The following is a 12,567-nucleotide window of genomic DNA, read 5'->3' on the forward strand; positions in this document are numbered from 1 at the left end:
TTTCCATGGCTCACAGGCCGCTGATCCGCAGCGCGAGCGCGGCAAGCGTCACCAGCAGCACCGGGACAGTCAGGGTCGCGCCGATCCTGAAGTAGTAGCCCCAGCCGATTCGGATGCCCTTCTGTCCGAGGACGTGCAGCCATAGCAGCGTTGCGAGCGAGCCAATCGGTGTGATCTTGGGGCCGAGGTCGCAGCCGATCACGTTGGCGTAGATCATGGCTTCCTTGACCGCGCCCGTGGCGTGGGTCGCGTCGATCGACAGGGCGCCGACCAGGACCGTCGGCATGTTGTTCATTACCGACGACAGCAGCGCGGCGATGATGCCCGTGCCGAACGCCGCGCCCCAGACGCCGCCCTGGGCGGCGCGATCGAGGAGACCGGCGAGGTGGTCGGTCAGGCCGGCGTTTCGGAGGCCGTAGACGACCAGATACATGCCGAGCGAGAAGATGACGACTTGCCAGGGCGCGCCCCGTAGCACCTTGCGGGTCTCGATGACGTGGCCGCGCGCGGCGACGGCGAGCAGCAGGACCGCGCCGGCAGCGGCGACGGCGCTGACCGGTACGCCGATAGGTTCGAGCAGGAAGAAGCCGGCCAGGAGGGCGGCGAGGACGACCCAGCCGGCCCGGAACGTGGCTCGGTCGCGGATCGCGTCGGCCGGTGCGCGGAGCTGCGCCACGTCGTAGCTGGTCGGGACGTCGCGGCGGAAGAACAGCAGCAGCACGACCAGCGTCGCGGCGATCGACGCGAGATCCACCGGCACCATCACGGACGCGTAGTCGGCGAAGCCGATACGGAAGAAGTCGGCCGACACGATGTTGACCAGGTTGGAGACGATCAGCGGCAGGCTGGCCGTGTCAGCCACGAATCCGGCCGCCATGACGAACGCCAGCGTTGCCTTGTCGCGGTAGCCGAGCGCCCGCAGCATCGCGATGACGATCGGCGTCAGGATCAGCGCCGCGCCGTCGTTGGCGAACAGCGCCGACACGGCCGCGCCGAGGAGGACTATCAGGACGAACAGGCGTCTACCGTGCCCGCCGCCCCAGCGGGCGACGTGAAGCGCCGCCCATTCAAAGAACCCGGCCTCGTCCAGCAGCAGGCTGACGATGATGATCGCAACGAACGTCGCGGTCGCGTTCCAGACGATGCCCCACACGACGGGCACGTCGGAGAGGGAGACCACCCCGACGAGCAGCGCCACGGCTGCGCCGCCCAGCGCGCTCCACCCGATGCCGAGGCCTCGGGGCTGCCAGATGACGAGCGCGATCGTGACGACGAAGATGGCGAGGGCGAGAAGCATCAGGCGATGCGCTGCCCGGAGGCGTCCACGACCTGTTCGCCATCCTCCTTGGCGAACGCGCCCCGCTGCGGCTTGGGCAGTAGATCGAGGACGGCTTCGGACGGACGGCAGAGCCTCACGCCGAGCGGCGAGACGACCAGCGGGCGGTTGATGAGGACCGGGTGCGCCACCATGGCATCGAGGAGCGCGTCGTCGCTCAGCGAGGTGTCGCCAAGGCCGAGCTCGGCGTAGGGCGTCCCTTTTTCGCGCAGCAGATCGCGGGGCGTGATTCCGGCGCGATCAATCAGCTCGACGAGTAGGGCGCGGGCCGGCGGGGTCTTCAGATACTCCACGACGTGCGGCTCGATGCCGGCGTTGCGGATCATCGCCAGCGTGTTGCGCGACGTGCCGCAGTCGGGGTTGTGGTAGATCACGATGTCGACGGCCATGGCGCGTCCTTTCAGCAGCAAGGGGTGAGTTCGGCGAGAAGGGGCGCGCACAGCTCCGGCGAGCCGGCGCAGCAGTCCTTGACCAGGAACAGCGTCAGCGCCCGCAGGCCGTCGAGGTCGGCGCGGTAGATGATGGACCGGCTGTGCCGCTCGGATCGGACAATGCCGGCGCGCGCGAGGATCCCGAGATGCGCCGACATGGTGTTCTGCGGTACGTGGAGCTGGCGGGCGATCTCGCCCGCCGCCATGCCGTGTGGCTCATGCCGCACCAGTAGGCGGAACACGTCTAAGCGAGTGCCTTGCGCAAGCGCGCCTAGGGCGGCGATGGCCGAATCGTTATCCATGCATCCGGCATAACGGATATGACGGTCGATGCTAGGGCAAGTTTTCGGAATGGCAGCTATGCACCGCTACGCGCCTGAAAGCGGACCGACAGCTTTCCACCCAGTCGGACGTTCGACATAAGCCCAGTCCGCGCCTTATGCGGTTGGTCGAGCCATAGAGTCGATTACCCCTTCATCGCCAAGGCTCGCGCGTAGAGCGTCTTGCGGTCGAGCCCCAATTTCTTGGCAACCTCGCTTGCGGCTTGCCCCGTCGATAGGCGGGTCAACGCTTCGGCGAGCGCGGTGTCGCCGTCTTCCTGGCTGGCGGGGGGGGCTTCGCCGGGGGGGGCGACGACGATAACGATTTCGCCGCGGGGGGGCGCGTCGGCATAGCGGGTGGCGAGCTGGGTGAGGGTGCCGGTGACGGCTTCCTCGAACTTCTTGGTGATCTCGCGCGTCACGGCCGCCTCGCGGTCGCCGAGGCCTTCGGCGAGCGCCGAGAGGCAGGCGGACAGGCGGGGGCCGGACTCGTACAGCACCAGCGTCGCGCGGATGGTGGCGATCTCGGCGATCGCCTCGGTGCGGGCATGCGCCTTTGACGGCAGGAAGCCGACGAACAGGAAACGGTCGGTGGGCAGGCCCGCGAGCGTCAGCGCGGCGACCGCGGCGCACGGGCCGGGAATCGTCACCACCAGATGCCCGGCGGCGCGGGCGTCGCGGACCAGCTTGAAGCCGGGGTCCGAGATCAACGGCGTGCCGGCGTCGGAGACGAGCGCCACCGCCTCGGTCGCCATACGCGCGATCAGGCCGGGGCGGACGCCCTCCGCGCTGTGATCGTGATAGGGCGTCATCGGGCGCTTGATGCCGATATGGTGGAGCAGCTTGGCGGTGACGCGGCTGTCCTCCACGGCGATCACGTCGGCGCGCGACAGCACGTCTGCGGCACGTTTCGTCAGATCACCGAGATTGCCGATCGGCGTCGCGACGATGTAGAGGCCGGGCTCAAGAGGATTTTGGGGGATGGTCATGGCTGAGGCATCGATAACGCAAGGCGGCCGGTTCGTCGCGCGCTGGATCGTGATCGCCGCGGGCGGCTTGCTGGCCGCGTGCCAGACGATCGTGCCGAAGGGGCCGGTGACGCCGTCGCAGCAGCGCCCGGACGCACGGCCGCCGGCCGACCGGCCGGTCGATGTCGAGGCTGGCATCCCGCGCGATGCCGAGCGCAACCGAGTCGCGCTGCTGGTGCCGCTGTCGGGCGGTAACGCAGGCGTGGGCACGTCGATCGCCAATGCGACGATGCTGGCGCTGCTCGATACCCAGAACCAGCGGGTGCGGATCACCAATTACGATACCGCAACCGGCGCGGCGGCGGCGGCGCAGCGGGCGATCGCGGACGGTGCGCAACTGATCCTGGGGCCGTTGCTGGCCGACGATGTCCGCGCGGTCGCGCCGATCGCGCAGGCGGCGAAGGTGCCGGTGATCAGTTTCTCGAACGATACGGGCGTGGCGGGCAACGGCACGTACCTGATGGGCTATGCGCCGACCCAGTCGATCGCCCGCGTCGTCGATTTCGCCAAGAGCCGCGGCGTTACCAACTTCGCCGGGCTGGTGCCGAACGGATTGTACGGCGAGCGAGCGTCGACCGCGTTCCTGCGTGCGGTCGAGGGGGCCGGCGGACAGGTCGTATCGTTGCAGACCTATGCGCGCTCGGCGGGCGGCGTGACCGGCGCGGCGTCGCGGCTGGCGGCGAAGGCGCCGTATGACGCGGTGCTGATCGCCGACAGCGGCGCGACCGCGGCGCAGGCGGCGGCGCTGGTCAAGCGTGGTGCGGGCGCATCGACCCGGGTGCTGGGGACCGAGCTGTGGAATTCGGAGACCGGCCTTGCCGCAAAGCCTTCGCTGGCGGGCGCGTGGTATGCGGCGGTGTCGGACACGCTGTACCGGCAATATGCCGCCAAGTACCGCGCGCGGTTCGGCAGCGGGCCGTACCGGCTGTCGAGCATCGGCTATGATTCGGTGCTGCTGACGGTGCGGATCGCGCGCGACTGGCGGCCGGGGACGGCGTTTCCGGTCTCCCGCCTGCGTGATGGCGATGGGTTTTCGGGGATCGATGGCGCGTTCCGGTTCGGGCGCGACAGCGTCGCCGAGCGCGCGCTGGAGGTGAAGGAGATTCGCGGCGGCACGACCACGGTGGTGTCGCCTGCGCCGGCCGGGTTCGGGGGGTAGGCTACTCCCCTCCCTGGAAGGGAGGGGGCGGGGGTGGGTATAGGCAACCCCTGCGCGTGAGGCGACCCACCCCCAACCCCTCCCTTCCAGGGAGGGGGGCTTAAGCGATCACGATTTCCGGAAGGATCGCGTCGAGCAGCAGTGCGCCGGCTTCGGTGACGCGCAGGCGGCCGGGGGTGTGGGCGATCAGGCCTAGCGTCTCCAGCCGCGCGACGGCGGCGAGGTCGACCGGGACGACGCCTGCATTCAGCGACGTGATGCGGTCGAGGTCGACGCCCTCGGTCAGGCGCAGGCCCATCAACAACGCTTCGGTCGCGCGGGTCGAGGGGGTCAGCGGATCCTCGACTTCGAGGCCGTGGCCGTTGCGGTCGACCGCGCTCAGCCAGTTTTCGGGCTTTTTGCGCCGCACCGTGGCGAGGCCACCGCGGCGGCCGTGCGCGCCGGGACCGATGCCGGCATAGTCCTGGTAGCGCCAATAGGCGAGGTTGTGGCGGCTCTCCGCCCCGGGCCGCGCGTGGTTCGAGGTTTCGTAGGCCGGTAGCCCGGCGGCGGCGGTGTCGGCACGCGTGGCTTCGAACAGGTCGGCGGCGCTGTCGCCGTCGGGGATGGTGATTCGGCCGGCGAGCGCCTCGGTCGCGAAGCGCGTGCCGGGTTCGATGGTAAGCTGGTAGAGCGAGAGATGCTCGGTGCCGAAGCCGAGCGCGCGCGCCAGTTGCGCGCGCCAGTCGGCGATGCGCTGGCCGGGGAGCGCGTAGATCAGGTCGAAGCTGACGCGGGGGAAGACGCTTTGTGCCGTGGCCAGCGCGGCCTGGCCTTCGGTGACGTCGTGCGCGCGGCCGAGGAACTGCAGCGCCTCGTCGTCGAGCGATTGCAGGCCGAGCGAGACGCGGTTGACCCCGGCGCTCGCCAGATCGGCGAAGCGCGCGGCCTCGACCGAGGACGGGTTCGCCTCCAGCGTGATCTCGATGCCGTCGGCGAACCCCCAGGCGCGTTCGGCGGCGTCGAGCACCGCGGCGACCGTCTCAGGCGGCATCAGCGAGGGGGTGCCGCCGCCGAAGAAGATCGACTGGAGCTTGCGGCCGGGCAGGACGCTGGCCTCGTGCCTGAGGTCGGCGAGCATCGCGCTGCGCCACGCGGCCTGGTCGACGCTGTCCCGGACATGGCTGTTGAAGTCGCAATAGGGGCATTTCGACACGCAAAACGGCCAGTGGACGTAGAGCGCCAGATCGGCCTTGGACTCGGGACTTGGCGTTTGGGTTGGGACCATTATCTCGCGCCTATGGCCGCGGTGGCCGGCGGAGGAAAGCGTGAAGGCTCTGGGACTGGCGATCATGCTCGCGCTTGCCGGCTGCGCGCAACAGCCGGCGCGGGTCATAGAGCCGCGTACAACCGACGCGCCGGCGCCGCGCGGCGCGAGCCTGTTGAAGGCGGCGATGATGCAGGGGCATGCGCGGGCGCGGGCTGCGGTCGGCGTGCCGCCGCTGGCGTGGAGCGATACGCTCGCCGCCAGCGCACGCGGCTATGCCGAGACGATGGCGCGGACCGGGCGGTTCGAACATGCGGTGCAGCCGATGGGGCCGGGGCGCGAGGGCGAGAATCTGTGGACCGGCACGCGCTATGCCTATGCGTATCCCGAGATGATCGGGCATTGGGTCGCCGAGCGGAAGGATTTCGTCAACGGCGCGACGCCGGGATTCAGCCGGACCGGGCGCTGGGAGGACGTCGCGCACTATACGCAGATCGTGTGGCGGGAGACGACACAGGTCGGCTGCGCGATGGCAAGCAGCCGGACCGAGGATTATCTGGTCTGCCGCTATTCCCCGCCGGGGAATGTGGTGGGGGAGCGGGTGTATTGAACCATCCGTCATGCCGGACTCGTTCCGGCATCCACGGGGCCGCTTGATCCGCGGCCGGTTGGTACGCGGCCCGGTGGACCCCGGAACAAGTCCGGGGTGACGAGGATCTAGAACACCGCGTCTTCGAGCAGCTTGAACGCCGCGTTGCGGTGGCTGATCTGGTTCTTCGTCTCGTGTGGCAGTTCGGCATAGGTCTGGTCGTAGCCGAGCGGCTGGAACACCGGGTCGTAGCCGAACCCGACTTGCCCGCGGGGTGGCCAGACGAGCGTACCGTCGGCGCGGCCTTCGAACCATTCGACATGGCCGTCGGGCCAGGCGAGCGCGAGGACGCTGACGAAATGCGCGCTGCGGCTGGCGTCGGGGCCCTTGGCGCGGACCGCGTCCTCGACCTTTTGCATCGCCATGGCCCAGTCGCGACCGGTGGGCGTCTCGGCCCAGTCGGCGGTGTAGACGCCGGGGTCTCCGCCCAACGCCTCGACGCACAAGCCGCTGTCGTCGGCGAGCGCGGGATAGCCCGACAGGTCGGCGGCCGCGCGCGCCTTCAGTTCGGCGTTGGCGAAGAAGGTCGTGCCGGTCTCGACGGGTTCCGGCAGGTCGAGATCGGCGGCGGAGACGACATCGAGGCCGCGACCTTCGAGCAGGGCCGCGATTTCGCGGACCTTGCCCTTGTTGTGGCTCGCGATGACGAGCTTGCCGGCGGCAAGCTTGCGGATCGCCTGCGGGACGTCGCCCTCGCCGCTCATGCCTTCACGGCCTTCTCTTGCGCGGCGAAGATGTCGGCGCAGCCGATGCGCGCGAGGCGGAGCAGGCGGAGCAGCGCTTCCTCGTCATAGGTCGCGCCCTCGGCGGTCGCCTGCGCCTCGGCGATGTTGCCGTTTTCGAGCAGGACGAAGTTCGCGTCCGCATCGGCGCCCGAATCCTCGATATAGTCGAGGTCGAGCACCGGGTTGCCCTGATAGATGCCGCAGCTGATCGCGGCGACCTTCTGCGTCAGCGGGTCGGCGGTCAGCTTGCCGCTCGCGAGCAGGCCGTCGATCGCGAGCCTAAGCGCGACCCAGCCGCCCGAGATCGATGCGGTGCGGGTGCCGCCATCGGCCTGGATCACGTCGCAATCGATCACGATCTGGCGCTCGCCGAGCAGCTTCAGGTCGACGACGGCGCGCAAGGATCGGCCGATCAGGCGCTGGATTTCCTGGGTGCGGCCCGACTGCTTGCCCTTGGCGGCCTCGCGGTTGTTGCGCGTGTTGGTGGCGCGTGGGAGCATGCCGTATTCGGCGGTCACCCAGCCTTCGCCCTTGCCGCGCATGAACGGCGGCACCTTTTCCTCGACGCTGGCGGTGACCAGCACCTTGGTGTCGCCGAAGCCGATCAGGACGGAGCCCTCGGCATGTTTGGTGAAGCGCGGTTCGATCGAGATCGTGCGCATCTGGTCTGGGGCGCGGCCGGAGGGGCGCATATCGTCTTCCTTCTTGGTTTGGCCGTGACCTAGCCTTTCGTTTCGGCGGTCGCCAGCCTAGATCAGGGACATGGCCGCTCCCGTCACCGAACTGACCGATCGCGCACGCGAGATTTTTCGCGCGGTCGTCGACAGCTATCTGGCGAGCGGGACGCCGGTGGGGTCGAAGACGATCGCGCAGCTTGCCGGATTGAGCCTGTCGCCCGCGTCGATCCGCGGGGTGATGGGTGAGCTGGAAGGGCTGGGGCTGCTCGCGTCGCCGCATACCAGCGCCGGGCGGATGCCGACGGACCGGGGCTTGCGGCTGTTCGTCGACGGGATGATGCAGGCGATGGAGCCCTCGATCGAGGAGCGCCAGACGATCGAGGCGCGGGCCGGCGTCGGTGGGCCGGTCGAGGAGGCGCTGGCCGCGACGACGCTGGCGCTGTCGGGGCTGTCGGCGTGCGCGGGGCTGGTGATGGTGCCCAAGCGCGAGACGACGCTGCGCCAGATCGCGTTCGTGCCCTTGTCGGCGGAGCAGGCGCTCGCGGTGCTGGTCAGCGAGGACGGGTCGGTCGAGAACCGCGTCATCGCGCTGCCCGCGGGGATGACGTCGTCGGCGCTGGTCGAGGCGGGTAATTTCATGACCGCGACCTTGGGCGGGCTGACGCTTGCCGAGGCGCGCGGGCGGATCGAGCGCGAGCTGGCCGACGGGCAGGCGGCGATCGACGGTGCTGCGCGGACATTGGTCGAGCGGGGCCTTGCGGTGTGGAGCGAGGACGCCAATCGCCGCCCGGTGCTGATCGTGCGCGGGCAGGGGCGTCTGATCGATGCCGCTGCGGCCGCCGATCTCGACCGGGTGCGTGACCTGATGGACGATCTGGAGGGCAAGCAGGAGGTGGCATCGCTGCTCGACAGCGCCCGCGCCGGCGATGCGACGCGGATCTTTATAGGTGCGGAGACCAAATTGTTCGCGCTGTCGGGGTCGTCGGTGATCGCGCGGCCGTTTCGCGGGCTCGACGGGCGGGTGGTCGGCGTGGTGGGGGTGATCGGCCCGACGCGGTTGAACTATGCGCGCGTCGTGCCCATGGTGGATTTCACGGCTGCAACGCTCGCCCGGTTGATGGGTTGAGCGGGCCACAATTACAGGGACTCACATGACCGATATCGACCAGAACTCGCCTGCCGACCTGCGCGACGAAACCGCCGAGGCGGCGCCCGAAGTCGCCGAGCACGACCGCGTCGGCGAGCTCGAGAACCAGCTGGCCGAGGCCAAGCAGAACGTCCTCTATGCGCAGGCCGAGGTCCAGAACGTCCGTCGCCGCGCCGAGAAGGAAGCGCAGGACGCCCGCGCCTATGCCGCGACGGCGTTCGCGCGCGACATCCTGTCGGTCGCCGACAATCTGTCGCGGGGCTTGGCCGCGATTCCGGCCGAGCTGCGTGACGACGAGAAGATGAAGGGTCTGGTGACGGGCCTCGAAGCGACCGGGCGCGAGCTCGACACCGTGTTCCAGCGCCACGGCCTGACCAAGATCGCGGCGATGGGCGAGATGCTCGATCCCAACAAGCACCAGGCGATGCTGGAAATGCCGAGCGATGAAGCGCCGGGCACGATCGTACAGGAAATGCAGACCGGGTACATGATCAAGGACCGGTTGCTGCGGCCTGCGCTGGTGGCGGTGGCTAAGAAGGCCGACTGACGGAAGGTCGGGCGATGACGGTCTATCGCCCCGAATTCGAAACGGCGCTTCGTCTGTTTGCGCGGGCGAGCAGATTGCTCGTTGCGCAAGGGTATGAAGCGCCAATTCTCGTCGGCGGTGCTGCCGTCGAAATCTTCACTGCAAGTGCGATCGCCACGGGCGATTTCGATGTCGTCACCGCACGTCAGGAGGCTTTCGAAGCGGCGCTGCGGAGCCTCGGCTTTGCAAAACCCTCCGGTCCTGATCAATCGACGCGCGGCTGGGTTCATCCCGACCTACGCCTGTCCTTCGAAGTCGTCTCGGCGAGACTGCTTGATGGACTGGCGGATCGTGCGCGTTTGGTCCTCATTGATTTCGGAGAAGACGGTACCGCGGCGATCATCTCCGTCGAGGACATGATCGCGGACCGTATGGGGCAATATGCGTCGGGTTCGGCGCCCGAAATGCGCGGACAAGCGCGGGCGATGCTGGTTCTTCACACCGATATCGATAGAGCGTATCTCGCGCATCGTATTATCGAGGAAACCGCTGGTGACTATCGGATCGAAGACATCGAAAGCGATTCCCTTTGAGGTTTTCGCCGCGGACATGGCGCGGCGTAGAGCTGCTGCAGGAGATGTCGATGTCCCTCGCAACGCCGGCAACCGGCGCACCCCTAGCAAACGCGCGTTGTTGAAGGCGCTCGACGACCTGGGCGCGAAGTGGTGAACCCGAACCTTGCCGCCGATCGTCCGACCTTCGTCACGCATCTCGAATGCTCGATCACCGGCGAGCGGTATGAGGCGGACCAGTTGCATGGGCTGTCGCGCGCCGGGCGACCGTTGCTGGTGCGCTATGATCTGGATGCGGTCGCGGCTTCGTTGCCTAAGCGGATGCTGGAGACGCGGCCGACCGATTTGTGGCGGTGGCGCGAGCTGTTGCCGGTGCGGCATACCGCCAACATCGTCAGCCTGGGCGAGATCGAGACGCCGCTGGTGCCGATTCCGAAGTCGGGCGGACCCAACGTGCTGGTGAAGGACGAGGGGCGGTTGCCCACGGGTTCGTTCAAGGCGCGCGGGCTGGTCATGGCGGTGGCGATGGCGAAGGAGCTGGGCGTCACCAAGATCGCGATGCCGACCAACGGCAATGCCGGCGCCGCGCTGGCGGCCTATGCGACGCGGTGCGGGATCGAGACGATCGTGTTCTGCCCCGACGATACGCCCGAGATCAACGTCCGCGAGATCGCGATGCAGGGCGCGCGGGTGTGGCGCGTCAACGGGCTGATCGACGATTGCGGCGCGATCGTCGGCAAGGGCGCGGCGGAGGGGCGCTGGTTCGATTTCTCGACGCTGAAGGAGCCGTATCGGATCGAGGGCAAGAAGACGATGGGGCTGGAGCTGGCCGCGCAGCTCGGCTGGAAACTGCCGGACGCGATCTTCTATCCGACCGGTGGCGGGACCGGGCTGATCGGGATGTGGAAGGCGTTCGACGAGCTCGAACGGCTCGGCTGGATCGGGTCGGAGCGGCCGAAGATGTTCGCGGTGCAGGCGAGCGGGTGTGCGCCGATCGTCAAGGCGTTCGAAGAGGGCAAGGAGCATGCCGAGCGCTGGGAGGATGCGGCGACGGTCGCGGCGGGGATCCGGGTGCCGAAGGCGGTCGGCGACTTCCTGATTCTCCGCGCGGTGCGGGAGTCTGGTGGGCAGGCGCTGGCGGTCGGCGATCCGGCTATCCTGGCGGCGGTCGATGCGGCGGCGAAGAAGGACGGCCTGCTGCTCTGTCCGGAGGGCGGCGCGACGCTCGCCGCCTACCATCAGGCGCTGAACGCGAATCTGGTCGATGAAGACGACAGCGTGGTCTTGTTCAATTGTGCGACCGGACTGAAATATCCGATGCCCGAGGCTCCGCAAGCGCTTGATCGGACACGACCTATTGATTTCGACGCACTGTAGGGCGCAGATTGTCCCCAATTCGGGTCGTCGCATTGGCGGTTGAAACCGATTTGGGTTGATTGCAACGAGGACCCTTATTCACAAAAAGGGGTCCCCGTGCAGAAACTCATCCAAGTCGTTTGCGTCGTTCTCGTTGCCGCCATCGTGATGTTCGGCGGGCGTTGGTACATGTATGTCGCGCGCAGGCAGAGCCCGTATGACGAGGTCGGGATCGCGCTCAACGGCTATGCGCCGGGGCCGATGCGCAGCTGGGGTTGCCACAAGATGCAGGCACGGTTCCCGGGTCAGCTGCCGCCTTATGGGTGTGCGGGCCCCGATGGTCGCAGCTGGATGTGATTTGGCGTCATCCCAGCGAAGGCTGGGATTTTGCGGCAAGGGCACGCGCCATTACCGGGAGATCCCAGCCTTCGCTGGGATGACGGGTGGGGAGGGCGTGAACGGCAGCAGCGTTTCGTACTGCGCTAAGGGCGGGGCGCCGGGAATCCTAGCGCCGGCCCGCAGCAGGAAGGCGTGACGGACGATTTCGCCCTGTTGCTCGATGCCGTAGCGCTTGAGCGTCAGCCCCGGCTTCAACGCATAGTCGTACCGGCACCAAGGATGGCGCACGAGCGGCAGGAATATGCCACGCTGGTGCTGCCAGACGTGCACCATCTCGTGAATGAACAGCCCCTGCTGGTCGAGATGCGCGTGGGCAAAATCGTCGCACCACAGGTCGCCTTTCGGGTGGAAGTGGATGCAGCCCCGTGGCGCCATCACCGTGTCGCGCGGCTGGAAGAACGCCCATTTGGTCCGTGCCAGACGGACTTGCGCATAATCGATCGCATCGCCGAAGACCGAGGCGGCGAGCGCGGTCTCGCCGTCGGTCAGGGCCCGCTTCATTTTCCGCCCGGATCGCCCGCCGCGATCACGTCGGCGTTTCGCAGGATGCGCGTGCCGTCGGCAAAGGCGAAGGTGAAGAGGAGCGGGCTGCCGCGCTTGATGCCCGCATTGACGTTGAACAGCATTACGTGGCGGCCACCGGGCTTGAAGGCGACGTCGGTGTTGGCGGGAATCTCGACGCGCTGCAGCGGTGCCATCGCCGACATCGTGCCTTTCGTCATCGTCTCGTGCATCTCGGACCGGATTGCGACGTCGGTGGTGACCGAGATCAGCGTTGCCGGTGCCGGCCCGCCATGGACGGTAAAATAGCCGGCGGCGGGGCTGCCGGGTACCGCGCCGAGCCTGACCCAGGCGCCGTCTACCGACAATTCCTTTGGCTGTGCGCAGCTTGCCAGGAGCGGCGCGAGCGCCAGTGCCAGAACGATACGCATAATCTGCTCCGCATTGCCTCTTGCGGTCCTTACGTGCGGTACAATCTTGCGACAAGCGTGGGGC

16 protein-coding genes are annotated in these 12,567 nt (G+C 68.0%); 7 read left to right on the top strand and 9 right to left on the bottom strand.

Translation table 11 applies throughout. From position 1 onward, the window contains the following. Positions 1 to 10: 10 nt before the first annotated feature. The 4 genes from U1701_RS09815 to rsmI all read right to left on the bottom strand — a co-directional run bounded on the left by U1701_RS09815 (position 11) and on the right by rsmI (position 3,076). Positions 11 to 1,297 (bottom strand): arsenic transporter, encoded by a 1,287-nt coding sequence (locus tag U1701_RS09815; protein WP_332782389.1) that lies wholly within the window; start codon positions 1,295 to 1,297, stop codon positions 11 to 13. Further along, on the bottom strand, positions 1,297 to 1,725 hold the full coding sequence (arsC, locus tag U1701_RS09820; RefSeq protein WP_332782390.1) for an arsenate reductase (glutaredoxin): 429 nt from the start codon (positions 1,723 to 1,725) through the stop codon (positions 1,297 to 1,299). Before arsC ends, U1701_RS09815 begins: the two co-directional genes overlap by 1 nt. An 11-nt stretch (positions 1,726 to 1,736) precedes the next feature. Further along, positions 1,737 to 2,069, bottom strand: a complete 333-nt coding sequence (locus U1701_RS09825; RefSeq protein WP_332782391.1) for an ArsR/SmtB family transcription factor — start codon at positions 2,067 to 2,069, stop codon at positions 1,737 to 1,739. A gap of 164 nt (positions 2,070 to 2,233) precedes the next feature. After that, entirely contained in the window at positions 2,234 to 3,076 is an 843-nt protein-coding gene (gene rsmI, locus U1701_RS09830) for a 16S rRNA (cytidine(1402)-2'-O)-methyltransferase (protein ID WP_332782392.1), read from the bottom strand. Here rsmI and U1701_RS09835 point away from each other — a divergent pair. Further along, on the top strand, positions 3,075 to 4,274 hold the full coding sequence (locus U1701_RS09835) for a penicillin-binding protein activator (RefSeq protein WP_332782393.1): 1,200 nt from the start codon (positions 3,075 to 3,077) through the stop codon (positions 4,272 to 4,274). The genes rsmI and U1701_RS09835 overlap by 2 nt on opposite strands. Positions 4,275 to 4,374: 100 nt before the next feature. Here U1701_RS09835 and hemW read toward each other — a convergent pair whose 3' ends face one another. Beyond that, on the bottom strand, positions 4,375 to 5,541 hold the full coding sequence (gene hemW / locus U1701_RS09840; RefSeq protein ID WP_332782394.1) for a radical SAM family heme chaperone HemW: 1,167 nt from the start codon (positions 5,539 to 5,541) through the stop codon (positions 4,375 to 4,377). A gap of 40 nt (positions 5,542 to 5,581) precedes the next feature. Here hemW and U1701_RS09845 point away from each other — a divergent pair, with 40 nt between their 5' ends. Continuing rightward, a complete protein-coding gene (locus U1701_RS09845; protein ID WP_332782395.1) occupies positions 5,582 to 6,130 on the top strand; it encodes a CAP domain-containing protein in 549 nt (182 codons plus the stop codon). Between the two features lie 107 nt (positions 6,131 to 6,237). Here U1701_RS09845 and rdgB read toward each other — a convergent pair whose 3' ends face one another. After that, positions 6,238 to 6,873 (bottom strand): RdgB/HAM1 family non-canonical purine NTP pyrophosphatase, encoded by a 636-nt coding sequence (gene rdgB, locus U1701_RS09850; protein ID WP_332782396.1) that lies wholly within the window; start codon positions 6,871 to 6,873, stop codon positions 6,238 to 6,240. Beyond that, positions 6,870 to 7,586, bottom strand: a complete 717-nt coding sequence (rph, locus tag U1701_RS09855; RefSeq protein ID WP_332782397.1) for a ribonuclease PH — start codon at positions 7,584 to 7,586, stop codon at positions 6,870 to 6,872. The genes rdgB and rph overlap by 4 nt, the downstream gene beginning before the upstream one ends. A 70-nt stretch (positions 7,587 to 7,656) precedes the next feature. Between rph and hrcA the strand changes: the two genes are divergently transcribed. The 5 genes from hrcA to U1701_RS09880 all read left to right on the top strand — a co-directional run bounded on the left by hrcA (position 7,657) and on the right by U1701_RS09880 (position 11,529). Continuing rightward, positions 7,657 to 8,697: a heat-inducible transcriptional repressor HrcA gene (gene hrcA / locus U1701_RS09860; RefSeq protein ID WP_332782398.1), complete on the top strand. Its 1,041-nt coding sequence runs from the start codon at positions 7,657 to 7,659 to the stop codon at positions 8,695 to 8,697. A 25-nt stretch (positions 8,698 to 8,722) separates the two neighbouring features. Then, positions 8,723 to 9,265 carry a nucleotide exchange factor GrpE gene (grpE, locus tag U1701_RS09865; protein WP_332782399.1) on the top strand — a complete coding sequence of 181 codons (543 nt, stop codon included), beginning with the start codon at positions 8,723 to 8,725 and terminating at the stop codon, positions 9,263 to 9,265. Positions 9,266 to 9,279: 14 nt separating this feature from the next. Next, positions 9,280 to 9,837 (top strand): hypothetical protein, encoded by a 558-nt coding sequence (locus U1701_RS09870; RefSeq protein WP_332782400.1) that lies wholly within the window; start codon positions 9,280 to 9,282, stop codon positions 9,835 to 9,837. 132 nt (positions 9,838 to 9,969) lie between these two features. Beyond that, positions 9,970 to 11,193: a threonine synthase gene (locus tag U1701_RS09875; RefSeq protein ID WP_332782401.1), complete on the top strand. Its 1,224-nt coding sequence runs from the start codon at positions 9,970 to 9,972 to the stop codon at positions 11,191 to 11,193. Positions 11,194 to 11,289: 96 nt separating this feature from the next. After that, positions 11,290 to 11,529: a hypothetical protein gene (locus U1701_RS09880; RefSeq protein ID WP_332782402.1), complete on the top strand. Its 240-nt coding sequence runs from the start codon at positions 11,290 to 11,292 to the stop codon at positions 11,527 to 11,529. A gap of 51 nt (positions 11,530 to 11,580) precedes the next feature. Here the strand turns inward: U1701_RS09880 and U1701_RS09885 are convergent, their stop codons facing one another. Continuing rightward, positions 11,581 to 12,072 (bottom strand): vgr related protein, encoded by a 492-nt coding sequence (locus tag U1701_RS09885; protein WP_332782403.1) that lies wholly within the window; start codon positions 12,070 to 12,072, stop codon positions 11,581 to 11,583. Beyond that, entirely contained in the window at positions 12,069 to 12,503 is a 435-nt protein-coding gene (locus U1701_RS09890; RefSeq protein WP_332782404.1) for a copper chaperone PCu(A)C, read from the bottom strand. The genes U1701_RS09885 and U1701_RS09890 overlap by 4 nt, the downstream gene beginning before the upstream one ends. Positions 12,504 to 12,567: the final 64 nt, after the last annotated feature.

The organism is Sphingomonas rhamnosi, from assembly GCF_036663615.1.
Taxonomy (GTDB): domain Bacteria; phylum Pseudomonadota; class Alphaproteobacteria; order Sphingomonadales; family Sphingomonadaceae; genus Sphingomonas.